We start from the raw sequence: 15,842 nt of genomic DNA, 5'->3' as shown, positions 1-15,842 counted from the left end.
CAAGCACCGCACCAGGAGGCACCCAGCGATGTCGGTCCCGAAGCTCAGCGACGAGCGCGGCGAGGAGATCCTCGCCGTCTTCGACACCGCGTTCGGCGAGCTCCTGGCCGCCGACCCGGCCGCGTTCCGTGTGAAGTTCCGCAAGATGGCGGCCTCCGCGTTCGCGTTCTACCGGGGCACGGCGTGCCTCTTCTACCACGACCTCGACGCGGAGAACGCCGGGCGGGGCGGTGGGAAAATACTCAGTGGGCCGTTCCTGGACGAGCGCACCTCGCGCGTGTGGATCCACGGCGACCTGCACGCGGAGAACTTCGGCACGTACATGGACTCCACCGGCCGCCTGATCTTCAACGTCAACGACTTCGACGAGGCCTACGTCGGCCCCTTCACCTGGGACCTCAAGCGCTTCGCCGCCTCCGTGGCGCTCATCGGGTACGCCAAGGCGCTCAGCGACGAGCAGATCACCGACCTGGTCGAGGTGTACGCGGGCGCGTACCGCGAGCGGATCCACGCGCTGGCGACCGGCGCCAAGAGCGACGAGGTGCCGCCGTTCACCCTGGACACCGCCGAGGGGCCGCTGCTGGACGCGCTGCGCGACGCCCGCGCGCTGACCCGGTTCGGGCTGCTGGACTCGATGACCGAGATCCGGGACTTCGAGCGCCGCTTCGCCGCGGGCGGCGGCTCCGTCGAGCTGGACGCCGCCACCCGGTACAAGGTGCTGGCCGCCTTCGACGGCTACCTGGAGACGCTGCCGGAGTCCTCCCTGGCCCGCCCGGACTCCTACCGCGTGAAGGACGTCGTCGGGCGGCGCGGCATCGGCATCGGATCGGCCGGTCTGCCGTCGTACAACATCCTCCTGGAGGGCAACAGCGACGCCCTGGAGAACGATGTCGTGATCTACATCAAGCAGGCCCAGACCCCGGCCGTCTCCCGGCACATCACCGACCCGGCGATCCGTGACTACTTCCAGCACGAGGGCCACCGCACGGTGATCTCCCAGCGCGCGCTCCAGGCGCACGCCGACCCGTGGCTGGGCTGGACCGAGCTGGACGGCTCGGGCCAGCTGGTCGCGGAGGTCTCGCCGTACGCGGTGGACCTGGACTGGGGCGACATAGACGACCCGGAGGAGATCGCGGCGGTCGTCGCCGACCTCGGCCGGGCGACGGCGGCGATGCACGCGGCGGCGGACGACACCTCCGGCGAGTCCCTGGTGCCGTTCTCCACCGAGCGGGCCATCGACGCGGCCATCGCGGCCGACGAGGACGGCTTCAGCGACCTGCTGGTGAGCTTCGCGCACGAGTACGGCGCACGCGCGCGTGCCGACCACCAGACCTTCGTGGACCTCTTCCGCAACGGCCGCATCCCGGGCCTGTGACGCGAGGCCTCACAGGAATCCTTTAGGGATCCCTTACGGCCCCACGTGCCAGACTCTTGCGCGCTATGGACATATCCGGAACCCCGCTACGAGCGCTCCGCGCGGCGCTGTTCACGGCACTCGTCGTGACGCTCAGCACCGCGTCGCACGTGCTGCTGTCCGGGGTCCCGCTGCCGCTGAACACGGTGGCCCTGGTCGCCGCCACCGTGTTCGCCGTCGCCTACGCACTGGCCGGACGCGAGCGCGGCTTCGGCCGGATCGCCGCCCTGCTGATCCCCCTGGAACTGGCCGCCGACACCGTCTTCACCACCGGCCAGCACGCCTGTTACGGCGCCGCGGGCGGCCCCGTCACCGGCCCGTTGCGCTCGGTCGGCCTGGACGTGCTGTGCGGTGACGGCACCCGGGTCGGCACCGCGCTGACCGCGGTGGGCGAGGAGGCCGGCACCGACCGGCTCGCCACGCTGCTCGCCCACGCCGACCCGGGCACCGCCTGGCTGCTGCTCGGCGCGCATCTGGCGGTCGGCCTGCTGGCCGCCGCCTGGCTGCGCCGCGGCGAGCGCGCGCTGGCCCAGCTGCTGCGGGCGGTCGCGGCCACCACCTTCCGGCCGCTGCTGCTGGCGGTCGCCGCCGTGACGGTACGGCCGCCCCGGTCGCCGCGCCGGCTCCCGCGCTTCGTCCGCCGTACCCCCTCCGCCCGTGAGCGGATCCTCGTGCACTCCCTGGGACGGCGTGGACCGCCGTGCTCGGCCGCTGTCGCCTGAGCACCAGCAGTCCACCCCTGTATCCCGCACACCCGATGTGTGCGCTTCCCATGGAGAGAACCCCTATGAGCAAGCGGAACAGCCAGGCCTCGAAGTCGGCGGCACGCGAGCGGCTGCGTATCGAGCGCGAGCGTGCGGCCAAGCGGGCCAAGGTCAAGCGGCAGGTCGTGGTGGCCTGTTCGGTCGTCGGTGTGCTGGCGGTGGCCGGCGGCATCGGCTACGCGGTCGTCCAGTCCAACAAGCCCGGCCACTGGGAGGCCGTGCGGGACGAGAAGGTCGTCGCCCCGGCCAACACCACCGGCACCGACGGCACCACCGTCGTCATCGGCAAGGACAGCGCCGAGAAGACCCTGAAGGTCTACGAGGACCCGCGCTGCCCGGTCTGCGCCTCCTTCGAGCAGACGGTCGGCCCGACCGTCGAGAAGGACGTCGAGGACGGCAAGTACAAGATCCAGTTCGTCGGCGGCACCTTCCTCGACGGCGACCAGCTCGGCGACGGCAAGGTCGGCAGCAACGGCGAGGGCTCCAAGAACGCGATGAGCGCCCTCGGCGCCGCGCTGAACGTCAGCGACGAGGCGTTCCTGCAGTACAAGGCGGCGCTGTACTCGGCGAAGTGGCACCCCGAGGAGTCGGACGACAAGTTCAAGGACGACGACTACCTCATCGAGATCGCCGACTCCGTCGACGCCTTGAAGGACAACACCACGTTCCGGAACGCCGTGACCAACGGCACCTACGACGCCTGGGCGCTCGCCATGTCCAAGACCTTCGACACCAACAAGGACGACGTCACCGGCACCCCGAGCCTCGTGATGGACGGCAAGAGCCTCACCACGGACCAGGGCAACCCCCCGATGACGGTGGAGGAGTTCACCACGCTGGTGGACGCGGCGCTCAAGGCCTGAACCCGCCTACCACGAGACGAAGAGCGGGCGAACTTTTACGAGTTCGCCCGCTCTCGTGCATACCGGTCAGTAACCTGATCGCTCGTGACCAGTCGATACAGATCACCCGAGTCGCTCAACACCCTTGCCCCGCGCCGCCGTACGGTCGTCAAGGCCGCGGCGGCCACCGCTGTTCTGGCCGGCCCGCTCGCCGCCGCGATACCCGCGCGCGCCGCCGCCGACACCCCCGCCTTCCTGCACGGCGTGGCCTCCGGCGACCCGCTGCCCGATGGCGTCCTGCTGTGGACCCGTGTGACCCCCACGCCCGAGGCGATACCCGGTTCCGGGCTCGGCCCGGACACCGAGGTCAGCTGGACCGTCGCCACGGACAAGGCGTTCACGCAGATCGTCGCCAAGGGGTCCACCACCGCCACGGCGGCCTCCGACCACACGGTCAAGGCGGACATCCGCGGCCTCTCCCCCGCCACCGACTACTGGTTCCGCTTCTCCGCGGGCGGCGCCGACTCCCCGGCGGCGCGTACCCGCACCGCGCCGGCGGCGGACGCGGCCGTGCCCAACCTCCGCTTCGGCGTGGTCTCCTGCGCCAACTGGGAGGCCGGCCACTTCTCGGCGTACCGCCATCTCGCGGCCCGCGGCGACCTGGACGCCTGGCTGCACCTCGGCGACTACATCTACGAGTACGGCACCGGCGAGTACGGCACCCGAGACACCGTCGTACGGCCGCACGCGCCCGCGCACGAGATCCTCACGCTCGCCGACTACCGCACCCGGCACGGGCGTTACAAGACCGACCCCGACCTCCAGGCCCTGCACGCTGCCGCGCCGTGCGTGGCGATCTGGGACGACCACGAGATCGCCAACGACGCCTGGTCCGGCGGCGCCGAGAACCACACCGAGGGCGCCGAGGGCAGCTATGCCGCCCGCCGGGACGCCGCCAAGCAGGCCTACTTCGAGTGGATGCCGGTCCGCCCGGCCATCGCCGGCACCACCTACCGCCGACTGCGCTTCGGCAAGCTCGCCGACCTCTCGCTGCTGGACCTGCGCTCCTTCCGCTCGCAGCAGGCGGCCCTCGGCAACGGCTCGGTCGACGACCCGGAGCGCACCCTCACCGGACGCGCCCAGCTCGACTGGCTGAAGGCGGGCCTGAAGTCCTCCGACACCACCTGGCGCCTGGTCGGCAACTCGGTGATGGTCGCGCCGTTCGCCATCGGCTCCCTCTCCGCGGAACTCCTCAAGCCGCTCGCCGAGCTGCTCGGACTGCCGAAGGAGGGCCTCGCCCTCAACACCGACCAGTGGGACGGCTACACGGACGACCGCCGTGAACTCCTGGCCCATCTGCGCTCGAACGCCATCCGCAACACGGTGTTCCTCACCGGCGACATCCACATGGCCTGGGCCAACGACGTGCCGGTGAACGCCGGTACGTACCCGCTGTCCGCCTCGGCCGCCACGGAGTTCGTGGTCACCTCGGTGACCTCCGACAACCTCGACGACATCGTGAAGGCCCCCGAGGGCACGGTCTCCGCGCTCGCCGCGCCGCTCATCCGGGCCGCCAACCGGCATGTCCACTGGGTCGACACCGACCGCCACGGCTTCGGCGTCCTGGACCTCACGGCCGCCCGCGCGCAGATGGACTACTACGTCCTGTCCGACCGCACCAGGGCCGACGCGACGGCGTCCTGGGCCCGCTCGTACCGCACGCGCAGCGGCACGCAGAAGGTCGAGCGGACGTACGACCCCGTGTAAGGACTGGGCGGCCGGCGATCCTACTGAAGGCCCTCGAGGAAGCCGAGCGCCACCCGCCAGGTGGCCTCGGCGGCCTCGGCGTCGTAGTCCGGCAGGTCGGAATCGGTGTAGAGGTGACCGGCCCCGGCGTACCGGTAGATCTCCACGTCGGCGCCGGCTCTGCCCATCTGGAGGTACCAGGCGCTCAGCCAGTCGTCGGTCTCGAACGGGTCCGGCTCGGCGACATGCAGCTGCACCGGCAGCTCGTCCACCGAGGCATTCGCCGCGATGTCGGAAGTGCCGTGCAGGAGCAGCAGGCCGCGCGCCTTGTCGTCGCCGAGGGCGAGGGTCTGCGCGATGGAGGCGCCGAGCGAGAACCCGGCGTAGACCAGGCCCCGCTCGGAATAGGGGGCGGCCGCCAGCACGGCCCGCTTGAGCAGTTCGTCCTTGCCGATCTCGTCCTGGAACGCCATGGCCTCCTCCACCGCATCGAACGTACGGCCCCCGAAGAGGTCCGGCGTCCACACCTCGTGCCCGGCCTCGCGCAGCCGGTGCGCGGCCCGGCCCACCGCGGGGCGCGGACCGAACGTCGAGTGAAAGAGCATGATGTTCATGAGGCCATGGTGCCAGCCGGGTACGACAGCGCAGTGTGCGGCGTCTCACCGGACCGCAGGTTCAGCACCCCTGTGATCCGGTTACGTTCGAAGGCATGGAGAACGTACTCCGCCCACTGATCGTCATCGGCGGCTCGGTCCTGCTCACCCTGCTCATCGGGTGGGCCACCGACCGGCTGCTGTGCAAGGCCGACCACCGGCACCCCGAGACGCCCCTGTGGGGCCTGCTGCGCCGGGGTCGCATCCCCTACCAGCTGGTGCTGTGCACGGCACTGCTGAGAGGGGCCTTCGACTCGGCGCAGGTGCTCCAGGAGCACCGGACCGGGATCGGCCGGGTGCTGGCGCTGGTGCTGATCGGCTCGGCGGCGTGGCTGGTGATCCGGATCGCGGCGGCGATCGTCGAGACGACGTACACCCGGTACGCCCGCGTGCACCGCGATGCGGCCCGGGTCCGGCGGGTCCGGACCCAGGTGACGCTCATCACACGCGTGGTGGCGGCGATCGTCGGCGTGGTCGCGGTGGCCGCGATGCTCCTGACCTTCCCCGCGATGCGCGCGGCCGGCGCCTCCCTGCTGGCCTCGGCGGGCATCCTCGGCATCGTCGCGGGCGTGGCCGCCCAGTCGACGCTGAGCAACATGTTCGCCGGGTTCCAGATCGCCTTCGGTGACATGGTGCGCATCGGGGACACGGTGGTGGTGGACGACGAGTGGGGCACGGTCGACGAGATCACCCTGACCTTCCTCACCGTCCGCACCTGGGACGAGCGCCGCATCACGATGCCCGTCTCCTACTTCACCTCCAAGCCCTTCGAGAACTGGTCCCGGGGCGGCGCCCAGATGACCGGCATCGTCTACTGGCACCTGGACCACTCGGCGCCGGTGGAGCTGATGCGCGAGAAGCTCCGCGACATCCTGCGCGCGTGCCCCGCGTGGGACGGACGGGCCTGCGACCTGACGGTGACGGACAGCACCCCGAGCACCATCCAGGTGCGGGCGCTGGTGACGGCGAAGGACGCGGACGACATCTGGACGGTACGGGTCACGGTCCGCGAACAGATGATCAAGTGGCTGACCACGGCCTACCCGCACGCCCTCCCGCGGGTCAACACGGCGGACGCCGCACTCCCGCCGGGCCTGCCCTTCCCGACCCGCTCGACGGACGGTCACCGGGCCCGGCGTGTCCACGAACCGCCCCGGACGGGCCGCTGAGGCACCGCCGGGGGCGGGTCAGCGCAGGCTGCGTACATCCAGATGCCGCAGCACCCGGTCCACCACCTCGGGATCCGCCCCCGGCTCGCTCCGCGCCGCCAGCACCTCGTGCCTGGCGGCGCTCAGCATCTCCCCCTGGATCCGGCGCACCCGCTTCAGGCGCCGCACCCGCTGCTCGTGGGCCTCCCGCCGTTCCTCCTCGCCCATGTCCGGACTGATCCGCACGCCGATGTCGTAGGCCCGCCGCAGCATCTGCTCGGACAGTTCCTCCGGCAGTTCCTCCACCGACTCGATCTCCCGGAGCCTGCGCTTCGCCGCCTTCGCCGCCCGCACGGCCAGCGCCTTCTCGAACTCCTTCTCGCGTGCCGTGTCCGCCCGCACCCCGAGCCGCCGCACCAGCCACGGCAGGGTCAGCCCCTGCAGCACCAGGGTGCCCATGATCACCCCGAACGCGATGAACACGATCTCGTCCCGGTGGGGAAACGCGGACCCGTCCTCCACCTTCAGCGGGATCGCCAGCGCCAGCGCCACCGACGCCACTCCCCGCATCCCCGACCACCACATGACCACGGTCTCCCGCCAGCTCGTCGGGATGTCCTCGTCGTGGTCCCGCCGGGCGTGCAGCCGTTTCGTCAGCCAGGTGGCCGGCAGCAGCCACAGCAGCCGTACCAGGACGACCACGGCCACGACGGCCCCCGCCCACCCCAGCAGCTCGCCCCAGCGCCCGGAGGCCGTGCGCAGGGCGTTGTGCAGTTCGAGGCCGATCAGCCCGAAGGCCACGCCCGTGACGAGGGTGTCGACGACGTCCCAGAAGGTGTGCCCCGCGAGCCGGGTCATCACGTCGTCCGCGTCGGTGGCGTACTCGGCGAGGAACAGCGCGGCGGTGAGCACGGCCAGCACCCCGGACCCGTGCAGTTCCTCCGCCATCACGTAGGCGGCGTACGGCACCAGCAGCGACAGTCCGATCTGCAGGGTCGCGTCCCCGAGGAGGTCCAGCAGCCGGTTCGCGCCCCAGCCCAGGACGAGCCCGACGATCAGCGCGACCACGGCGGAGAGCACCAGGTCGAGCCCGGCCTCCCAGAACGAGAACGTGCCGCTGACGACGGCCGCGATGGCCACGTGGTAGAGCACGATCGCGGTGACGTCGTTGAAGAGCCCTTCGCCCTCCAGGATGGACACCAGCCGGCGCGGCAGCCCGAGCCGGCTCGCCACCGCGGTGGCGGCGACGGGATCGGGCGGCGCGACCAGCGCGCCGAGCGCGACGGCGGCGGCGACGGGCAGCCCGGGAATGATCGCGCCGGCCACGGCGGCCACGCACACGGTCGTCACGAACACCAGCGCCACGGCCAGCAGGAAGATCGGCCGCACATTGGCGGCGAACTGCCGCCAGGAGGTCCGCCGCACCGCGGCATACAGCAGCGGCGGCAGCAGCAACGGCAGGATCAGGTCGGGCGGCACCTCGACATTGGGCACGAACTCCAGCAGCGCCAGCACGATCCCGAGCAGGGTCATCAGCACCGGCGCCGGCAGGCCCAGCCGCTCCCCCACCGGGACACTCACCACGGCCCCGAGCAGCAGCACGAACAACAGGGCCAACTGATCCACGGTCAGCGCTCCGGCGAGGTCGGTGTCCACAGGGCAGACCCCCAGCCTGCCACGCCCCCGCCCCCACCAGCGCCTTCGGGCCGGTGACCTACACCGCGCGCCGCATCGCCCGGTGCGCGATCCCCGCGTCGGCGAACTCGGGCCCGTACGCCTCGTACCCCAGCCGCTCGTAGAACCCCAGCGCCTGGGTCTGCGCGTGCAGGTCCACCGCCCGGAGCCCCCGCGCGCGTGCCGCGTCCTCGATGCCCCGCACCAGCGCCGCACCGACGCCCAGCCCGCGCGCCGCCTTGGTCACCGCGAGCCGTCCGAGCGAGCCCACGGACAGGTCGTCGCCGACCTTCGCCGCGGCGGCCTCGCCGTACAGCAGGCGTCCGGCCCCGAGCGGCAGCCCGTCCGCCCGCACGGCCAGCACATGCACCGCTACGGCGTCGTAGGCGTCGTACTCCACCTCCTCGGGCACCCCTTGCTCGCCGACGAAGACCTCCCGGCGCACCGCGAAGCACGCCTCACGGTCGGCGGCCTCGGAGGCGACCCGCACGACGTAGGGCTCGGGGGTCATGCGTAGGTCTCCTCGCGCACCTTGTCCAATGCCTGCTGAAGGTCGTCGGGGTACTCGCAGGAGAACTCCGCCCACTGCCCGTCCCCGGGGTGCTCGAAGCCGAGCCGGACGGCGTGCAGCCACTGCCGGGTCAGCCCCAGGCGCTTGGCGAGGGTCGGGTCGGCGCCGTAGGTGAGGTCGCCGACGCAGGGGTGCCGGTGGGCGGCCATGTGGACGCGGATCTGGTGGGTGCGGCCGGTCTCCAGCTTCACATCGAGCAGGGAGGCCGCGCGGAACGCCTCGATGAGGTCGTAGTGCGTGACGGACGCCTTGCCGTCGGCCGTGACCGCCCACTTGTAGTCGTGGTTGGGGTGCCGGCCGATGGGCGCGTCGATGGTGCCGCTGGTCGGGTCGGGGTGGCCCTGGACCAGCGTGTGGTAGCGCTTGTCGACCGTGCGCTCCTTGAACTGGCGCTTGAGCGAGGTGTACGCGTACTCGGACTTGGCGACGACCATCAGGCCCGACGTGCCGACGTCGAGCCGGTGCACGATGCCCTGCCGCTCGGCGGCGCCGGACGTCGAGATCCGGTACCCGGCGGCGGCGAGACCGCCGATCACGGTCGGCCCGGTCCAGCCCGGTGACGGGTGCGCGGCGACGCCCACCGGCTTGACGATCACGACCACGTCATCGTCGTCGTGCACGATCTCCATGCCCTCGACCGGCTCGGCCACCACCTGCACCGGCGCGGGCGCCTGCGGCATCTCGACCTCCAGCCAGGCGCCGCCGCTCACGCGCTCGGACTTGCCGACCACCGTGCCGTCGACGAGCACCTTGCCCGCCGCGGCGAGCTCCGCGGCCTTGGTACGGGAGAAGCCGAACATGCGGGAGATGGCGGCGTCGACGCGCTCGCCCTCCAGGCCGTCCGGCACGGGCAGGGTACGGATCTCGGGAATCGTGCTCACCCGTCGAGTATGCCGGACGGGTGAGACAGTCCCGACCGCGCGCTCAGTCCTTGTGGACGGTGCCGTCCGGGTCGAGGCCCTTGAAGGACAGCAGCACGATCAGGATGCCGCCGCACACGATCGCCGAGTCCGCGAGGTTGAACACGGCGAAGTGCTTGGGCGCGATGAAGTCCACGACCGCGCCCTCGAAGACACCCGGCGAACGGAAGATCCGGTCGGTGAGATTGCCCAGCGCCCCGCCCAGCAGCAGGCCCAGCGCGATGGCCCAGGGCAGGCTGTAGAGCTTGCGGGCGAGCCGGGCGATCACCACGATCACGGCCGCCGCGATCACCGTGAAGATCACGGTGAAGGCCTCGCCGAAGCCGAAGGCCGCACCGGCGTTGCGGATCGCCTCGAACCTCAGCCAGTCCCCGATGATCTCGACGGGCTCGTGGTGCTCCAGCTTCGCCACCACGATCATCTTGCTGATCAGGTCGAGGGCGTACGCGAACGAGGCCACCGCGAACAGCACGGCGATCCGCCGCTTGCCCCGGGACCGCGCTGCGCCGCCGTCCTGCCCCTGAGCACCGGATGACTGCTCCGGCTCGGCCTCAGCCCCGTCCGGGGATTCCGGCGTACCGATGATGCGCTCCGCCTCTGCCACGTGAGTCCCTCAACCTTAGGTACCTGACTGAGGACGAGGGTACGGCACGCCCGACCGGGCCCTCAGTACCGGCGTTCCTGCTTCTGCTTGCACTCCACGCACAGCGTCGCGCGCGGGAAGGCCTGCATACGGGCCTTGCCGATCGCCTTGCCGCAGTTCTCGCACAGACCGTAGGTGCCCGAGTCCAGCCGCTCCAGGGCGCGCTCGGTCTGGGTGAGCATCTCCCGCGCGTTGGCGGCGAGCGCCAGCTGCTGCTCCCGCGTGATGTTCTTCGTGCCGGTGTCGGCCTGGTCGTCGCCGGCGCCGTCCCCCGAGTCCCGCATCAGCCCGGCGAGCGCCTGCTCGGAGGCGGTGAGCTCGTTCCTGAGCCGCTCCCCCTCGGACAGCAGCTCGGTGCGCGCCTCCTCGACCTCCTCGGGGGTCCAGGGGTCCTCACCGGGGCGCACCGCGAGCTCGCCGGGCTCCGCCGCGGCGACCCGCGCCTTGGGAACGGCGGTCGTGGCCGCCGTGGCCGTGCCAGGAGTCTTCTTCGCAACCACTGTCGTGGCTCCCGTCTGCTCCGCGGCCTCGGCCGCGCCCGCCTTCTTGGCCGTACTCTTCTTCGAGCGGCCTACGGCACGCTCGTGACCTGCGACCTTCCCCCCACCGGCCTCCCGCACGCCGGCCGGACCATCCACGTTCAGCCCCGCACCCTCCCTCTCCCCAACCAACCCCTCCTCACCCCCAGCGACGCCCTCGCCGCCCGGCACCTTCTTGACCGACGCCTTCTTGGCCGAGGCTTTCTTGGCCGGTGCTTCCTCAGCCCCGATCCCTTCAGCCACGGCCTCCTCGGCCGCGGTCTCCGTCGCTACGGCCTTCTTGGCGACCGTCTTCCTCACCGCCACCTTCTCGGCCGACGCCTCCTTGACCCGGGTCTCCCCAGCCACGACCCCCATGGCCGACGCCTCCTCGGCCCCGGCCCCCTCGGCCGCGGTCTTCTGCGCTACGGCCTTCTTGACGACCGTCTTCTTCACCGCCACCTTCTTGGCGGACGCCTCCTTGACCGGGGTCTCCTCAGCCACAGCCCTCTTTGCCGGTGCCTCATCGGCCCCGATCCCCTCAGCCACGGTCTTCTCGGCCCCGCCCCCCTCAGCCCCGGCCATCTCGGCCGCAGCCTTCTTCGCTACAGCCTTCTTGGTGGCCACGTTCTTCGCCGCCACCTTCTTGGCCGCCGTCTTCTTCCCGGCCGTCTCCTTCAGCGCCGCCTTCCGCGCCGCCGGTCTCTCCGCCGCCCCCTCCTCGTCCGCCTGCTTCCCCGGTGCCGCCCGCGAAGCCATCGCCCTCTTGGCGGCGGTCTTCCCGGCGGCGTTCTCCTTGGCGGCACTCTTCTTGGCCGCGCTCTTCGTAGCCACGGCCTTCTTCACGGCCTTCTTCCCCGCCGCAACCTTCTTCACGGCCGTCTTCCCCGCCACGGCCCTCTTCACGGCCTTCTTCCCCGTCGCAACCTTCTTCGCGGCCTTCTTCCCCGCCCCGGCCGCGCCCTCGTCGGTGCCATCCCCCCGCCCCGTCCTCACCCGCTTGAGAGCCTCCCCCGACCGCCCGGCGGACGCCCCCCGCGTGCTCTTCTTCCCGCTCACATCCTTGGCCGCACCGCCGGAGGCACCCGTGGCCCTGCCGGACGCCGACTGCTGTACGGCGGTCTTCTTCGCCACCATGGCCGCGGCCCCTTCACATATTGTGATCTTGCACGCGAATCGTGCTGGGACGATAAATCGACTTGAGTCCCGCGGCAATGGGGCACACCGCCCGATTCGCCCGCCTCGCGGATGCCGCGCGGCCGACCTGCATGCGTACTGCCCAGCTCCCCGCCGGGTAATCCGCCGGGCCGGCCGCCCCGGAACCCGAACCCGCGCACCGCGCCATTCGGGTCACCGCAGGCCACCCCCGGCCCCCACCCCGGGACGCCGGAAAACCGGTCGGCCGCTGTCCCCGCGGCGCCGTACACTGGGCGCAGCGAGAAGCGTGGATGGGGACGAGTAGCGGCGTACGCAGCCCAGAGCGACCCGGGGACGGTGGAAGCCCGGGGGCGAGCGCGACGTGAAGATCACCCCGGAGCCGCCGGAAGAACGCCCCGCAAGGGCCAGTAGACCCGGCATCGCGACCCCAATGAGGGGGCTCACCGAGGCACACCAGCCGTCGGCGGGCCAAGGAGGGTGGTACCGCGGGAGCGCGCCGAAGACGGCGCAACGACAGACGTAGCTCTCGTCCCTCCGGACGGAAGGCAGCAAGTCCGCCGGAGGAAGCCCGCTGATGACACAGCCGACGTACCGCCAGGTGCCCGCCCAGGTCGACCTGCCCGCGCTCGAACACGCGGTGCTCGACTTCTGGCGCGAGCAGAAGATCTTCGCCAAGAGCCTGGAGCAGTCCGAGGGCCGCCCCGAGTGGGTGTTCTACGAGGGCCCGCCCACCGCCAACGGCATGCCCGGCGCCCACCACATCGAGGCCCGCGTCTTCAAGGACGTCTTCCCCCGCTTCCGCACCATGCGCGGCTACCACGTGGCCCGCAAGGCCGGCTGGGACTGCCACGGCCTCCCGGTGGAGCTGGCGGTCGAGAAGGAGCTCGGCTTCAGCGGCAAGAAGGACATCGAGGCGTACGGCATCGCCGAGTTCAACGCCAAGTGCCGTGACTCCGTGCTGCGCCACACCGACGCCTTCGCCGAGCTGACGACCCGCATGGGCTACTGGGTCGACCTCGAAGAGGCCTACGTCACGATGGACCCCGAGTACATCGAGTCCGTCTGGTGGTCGCTGAAGGAGATCTTCAACAAGGGCCTGCTGGTCCAGGACCACCGGGTCGCGCCCTGGTGCCCGCGCTGCGGCACCGGCCTGTCCGACCACGAACTGGCGCAGGGCTACGAGACGGTCGTCGACCCGTCCGTGTACGTCCGTTTCCCGCTCACCTCCGGTCCGCTGGCCGGCCGGGCCGCGCTCCTGGTCTGGACGACGACGCCCTGGACCCTCGTCTCCAACACCGCGGTCGCCGCCCACCCCGAGGTCACCTACGTCGTCGCGACCAACGGCGAGGAGCAGCTCGTCGTCGCCGAGCCGCTCGTCGCCAAGGCCCTCGGCGAGGGCTGGGAGACCACCGGCCAGTCCTTCACCGGCGCCGAGATGGAGCGCTGGACCTACCAACGCCCCTTCGAGCTGATCGAGTTCCCGGAGACCGACGGCGGAACCCATTACGTGGTCAACGCCGACTACGTCACCACCGAGGACGGCACGGGTCTGGTCCACCAGTCCCCCGCGTTCGGTGAGGACGACCTCAAGGTCTGCCGCTCCTACGGTCTGCCCGTGGTCAACCCCGTCCGCCCGGACGGCACCTTCGAGGAGGACGTCCCCCTGGTCGGCGGCGTCTTCTTCAAGAAGGCGGACGAAAAGCTCACCGAGGACCTGCAGCAGCGCGGCCTCCTCTTCCGGCACATCCCGTACGAGCACAGCTACCCGCACTGCTGGCGCTGCCACACCGCGCTCCTCTACTACGCGCAGCCCTCCTGGTACATCCGCACCACGGCGGTGAAGGACCGTCTCCTCCAGGAGAACGAGAACACCAACTGGTTCCCGGACACGGTCAAGCACGGCCGCTTCGGCGACTGGCTGAACAACAACATCGACTGGGCGCTGTCCCGCAACCGCTACTGGGGCACCCCGCTGCCGATCTGGCGCTGCGAGGACGACCACCTCACGGTCGTCGGCTCCCGCGCGGAACTCACCGAGCTGACCGGCACCGACCAGTCGGCCCTCGACCCGCACCGCCCGTACATCGACGACGTCACCTTCGACTGCCCGCAGTGCGCCAAGACGGCCACGCGCGTGCCGGAGGTCATCGACGCCTGGTACGACTCGGGTTCGATGCCGTTCGCGCAGTGGGGCTACCCGTACAAGAACAAGGACCTGTTCGAGTCCCGCTACCCGGCGCAGTTCATCAGCGAGGCCATCGACCAGACCCGCGGCTGGTTCTACACGCTGATGGCGGTCGGCACCCTCGTCTTCGACAAGTCCTCCTACGAGAACGTGGTCTGCCTCGGCCACATCCTCGCCGAGGACGGCCGCAAGATGTCCAAGCACCTGGGCAACATCCTCCAGCCGATCCCGCTGATGGACCAGCACGGCGCCGACGCGGTGCGCTGGTTCATGGCGGCCGGCGGCTCCCCGTGGGCGGCCCGCCGCGTGGGCCACGGCACGATCCAGGAGGTCGTCCGCAAGACCCTCCTCACGTACTGGAACACGGTCGCCTTCCAGGCCCTGTACGCCCGTACGTCGAACTGGGCGCCCTCCGAGGCGGACCCGGCCCCCGCCGACCGCCCGGTCCTGGACCGCTGGCTGCTGTCCGAACTGCACGCTCTCACCGACCAGGTGACCCAGTCCCTGGAGGCGTACGACACCCAGCGGGCCGGCAAGCTGCTCTCGGCGTTCGTCGACGACCTGTCGAACTGGTACGTCCGCCGCTCGCGGCGCCGCTTCTGGCAGGGCGACAAGGCCGCGCTGCGCACCCTGCACGAGGTCGTCGAGACGGTCACCAAGCTGATGGCCCCGCTGACCCCGTTCATCACCGAGCGGGTCTGGCAGGACCTGATCGTCCCGGTCACCCCGGGCGCGCCCGAGTCGGTCCACCTCGCCTCCTGGCCGGAGGCGGACCTGTCCGCCATCGACCCGGAGCTGTCGAAGCAGATGGTCCTGGTCCGCCGGCTCGTGGAGCTGGGCCGTGCCACACGCGCGGAGTCGGGGGTCAAGACGCGTCAGCCGCTGCGGCGCGCGCTGATCGCGGCGACCGGCTTCGGCGCCCTCAGCCCCGAGCTGCACGCCCAGATCACCGAGGAGCTGAACGTCGAGTCGCTGGCGTCCCTCTCCGAGGTCGGCGGCAGCCTGGTGGACACGACCGCGAAGGCCAACTTCCGGGCCCTGGGCAAGCGGTTCGGCAAGCGCGTCCAGGACGTGGCGAAGGCCGTCGCGAACGCCGACGCGGCCGCGCTCTCCCTGGCCCTGCGCGAGGGCACGGCGTCGGTCGAGGTCGACGGTGAGACGATCACCCTCGCCCCGGACGAGGTGATCATCACCGAAACCCCGCGCGAGGGCTGGTCGGTGGCGTCCGACTCGGGCGCGACGGTCGCCCTGGACCTGGAGATCACCGAGGAGTTGCGCCGCGCGGGACTGGCCCGTGACGCGATCCGCCTGATCCAGGAGGCCCGCAAGAACAGCGGCCTCGACGTGGCCGACCGGATCGCCCTGCGCTGGACGGCGACGGACCCGGCGACGGTCGCGGCCCTGTCGGAGCACGCGGACCTCATCGCCGACGAGGTCCTGTCGACGGACTTCGCCCAGGGCGAGGCGGACGCCGGCTACGGCTCCCCCTTCACCGACGAGGGGCTGTCCCTGACGTTCCGCCTGCGCAAGGCGTAACCGGCACGAGAAGGGCCCTGTCTCCCGAGCGGAGGCCGGGCCCTTCTGTGCACCTCACCGCCTCAGCCGT

The 15,842-nt window shown here is 71.3% G+C and carries 12 protein-coding genes; 6 read left to right on the top strand and 6 right to left on the bottom strand.

Translation table 11 applies throughout. The features are described from left to right. Positions 1-28: 28 nt before the first annotated feature. From ACFYW5_RS21155 to ACFYW5_RS21140, 4 genes are all read left to right on the top strand, one after another. Positions 29-1,375 carry a DUF2252 domain-containing protein gene (locus ACFYW5_RS21155; RefSeq protein WP_389418572.1) on the top strand — a complete coding sequence of 449 codons (1,347 nt, stop codon included), beginning with the start codon at positions 29-31 and terminating at the stop codon, positions 1,373-1,375. 65 nt (positions 1,376-1,440) lie between these two features. Further along, positions 1,441-2,136, top strand: a complete 696-nt coding sequence (locus ACFYW5_RS21150; RefSeq protein ID WP_389418571.1) for a hypothetical protein — start codon at positions 1,441-1,443, stop codon at positions 2,134-2,136. Positions 2,137-2,201: 65 nt separating this feature from the next. Beyond that, positions 2,202-3,041 carry a thioredoxin domain-containing protein gene (locus tag ACFYW5_RS21145; RefSeq protein WP_389418570.1) on the top strand — a complete coding sequence of 280 codons (840 nt, stop codon included), beginning with the start codon at positions 2,202-2,204 and terminating at the stop codon, positions 3,039-3,041. An 84-nt stretch (positions 3,042-3,125) separates the two neighbouring features. Next, the gene (locus ACFYW5_RS21140) at positions 3,126-4,787 is read left to right on the top strand and encodes an alkaline phosphatase D family protein (protein ID WP_389418569.1); all 1,662 of its coding nucleotides are present in this window, start codon (positions 3,126-3,128) and stop codon (positions 4,785-4,787) included. 20 nt (positions 4,788-4,807) lie between these two features. Here the strand turns inward: ACFYW5_RS21140 and ACFYW5_RS21135 are convergent, their stop codons facing one another. After that, a complete protein-coding gene (locus tag ACFYW5_RS21135) occupies positions 4,808-5,380 on the bottom strand; it encodes a dienelactone hydrolase family protein (protein ID WP_389418568.1) in 573 nt (190 codons plus the stop codon). Positions 5,381-5,475: 95 nt separating this feature from the next. Here ACFYW5_RS21135 and ACFYW5_RS21130 point away from each other — a divergent pair, with 95 nt between their 5' ends. Further along, positions 5,476-6,588, top strand: coding sequence for a mechanosensitive ion channel family protein (locus ACFYW5_RS21130; RefSeq protein ID WP_389418567.1), 1,113 nt, complete (start codon positions 5,476-5,478; stop codon positions 6,586-6,588). A gap of 18 nt (positions 6,589-6,606) precedes the next feature. Here ACFYW5_RS21130 and ACFYW5_RS21125 read toward each other — a convergent pair whose 3' ends face one another. The 5 genes from ACFYW5_RS21125 to ACFYW5_RS21105 all read right to left on the bottom strand — a co-directional run bounded on the left by ACFYW5_RS21125 (position 6,607) and on the right by ACFYW5_RS21105 (position 12,030). After that, the gene (locus tag ACFYW5_RS21125) at positions 6,607-8,193 is read right to left on the bottom strand and encodes a Na+/H+ antiporter (RefSeq protein ID WP_389418867.1); all 1,587 of its coding nucleotides are present in this window, start codon (positions 8,191-8,193) and stop codon (positions 6,607-6,609) included. Positions 8,194-8,281: 88 nt separating this feature from the next. Beyond that, a complete protein-coding gene (locus tag ACFYW5_RS21120) occupies positions 8,282-8,752 on the bottom strand; it encodes a GNAT family N-acetyltransferase (protein ID WP_389418566.1) in 471 nt (156 codons plus the stop codon). Next, positions 8,749-9,693 carry an RluA family pseudouridine synthase gene (locus ACFYW5_RS21115; RefSeq protein ID WP_389418565.1) on the bottom strand — a complete coding sequence of 315 codons (945 nt, stop codon included), beginning with the start codon at positions 9,691-9,693 and terminating at the stop codon, positions 8,749-8,751. The genes ACFYW5_RS21120 and ACFYW5_RS21115 overlap by 4 nt, the downstream gene beginning before the upstream one ends. A 43-nt stretch (positions 9,694-9,736) precedes the next feature. Then, positions 9,737-10,336, bottom strand: coding sequence for a signal peptidase II (gene lspA, locus ACFYW5_RS21110; RefSeq protein WP_389418564.1), 600 nt, complete (start codon positions 10,334-10,336; stop codon positions 9,737-9,739). A 62-nt stretch (positions 10,337-10,398) separates the two neighbouring features. Beyond that, complete coding sequence (locus ACFYW5_RS21105; protein WP_389418563.1) at positions 10,399-12,030, bottom strand: TraR/DksA family transcriptional regulator; 1,632 nt, start codon at positions 12,028-12,030, stop codon at positions 10,399-10,401. A 595-nt stretch (positions 12,031-12,625) separates the two neighbouring features. On the opposite strand from ACFYW5_RS21105, the gene ileS reads away from it, so the two are divergent. Then, on the top strand, positions 12,626-15,772 hold the full coding sequence (gene ileS, locus ACFYW5_RS21100) for an isoleucine--tRNA ligase (RefSeq protein WP_389418562.1): 3,147 nt from the start codon (positions 12,626-12,628) through the stop codon (positions 15,770-15,772). The last annotated feature ends 70 nt before the right edge of the window (positions 15,773-15,842 follow it).

Origin of the sequence: Streptomyces sp. NPDC002779, from assembly GCF_042888685.1 — a bacterium.
Lineage (GTDB): Bacteria > Actinomycetota > Actinomycetes > Streptomycetales > Streptomycetaceae > Streptomyces.
This window is presented reverse-complemented; position numbering and strand designations above follow the sequence as displayed.

What these genes read in the sequence shown, in the direction of transcription:
- ACFYW5_RS21155 (WP_389418572.1), top strand. Translation starts at nt 29, where the DNA reads ATGTCGGTCCCGAAGCTCAGCGACGAGCGCGGCGAGGAGATCCTCGCC.
- ACFYW5_RS21150 (WP_389418571.1), top strand. Translation starts at nt 1,441, where the DNA reads ATGGACATATCCGGAACCCCGCTACGAGCGCTCCGCGCGGCGCTGTTC.
- ACFYW5_RS21145 (WP_389418570.1), top strand. Translation starts at nt 2,202, where the DNA reads ATGAGCAAGCGGAACAGCCAGGCCTCGAAGTCGGCGGCACGCGAGCGG.
- ACFYW5_RS21135 (WP_389418568.1), bottom strand. Translation starts at nt 5,380, where the DNA reads ATGAACATCATGCTCTTTCACTCGACGTTCGGTCCGCGCCCCGCGGTG.
- ACFYW5_RS21130 (WP_389418567.1), top strand. Translation starts at nt 5,476, where the DNA reads ATGGAGAACGTACTCCGCCCACTGATCGTCATCGGCGGCTCGGTCCTG.
- ACFYW5_RS21120 (WP_389418566.1), bottom strand. Translation starts at nt 8,752, where the DNA reads ATGACCCCCGAGCCCTACGTCGTGCGGGTCGCCTCCGAGGCCGCCGAC.
- ACFYW5_RS21105 (WP_389418563.1), bottom strand. Translation starts at nt 12,030, where the DNA reads ATGGTGGCGAAGAAGACCGCCGTACAGCAGTCGGCGTCCGGCAGGGCC.
- ileS (WP_389418562.1), top strand. Translation starts at nt 12,626, where the DNA reads ATGACACAGCCGACGTACCGCCAGGTGCCCGCCCAGGTCGACCTGCCC.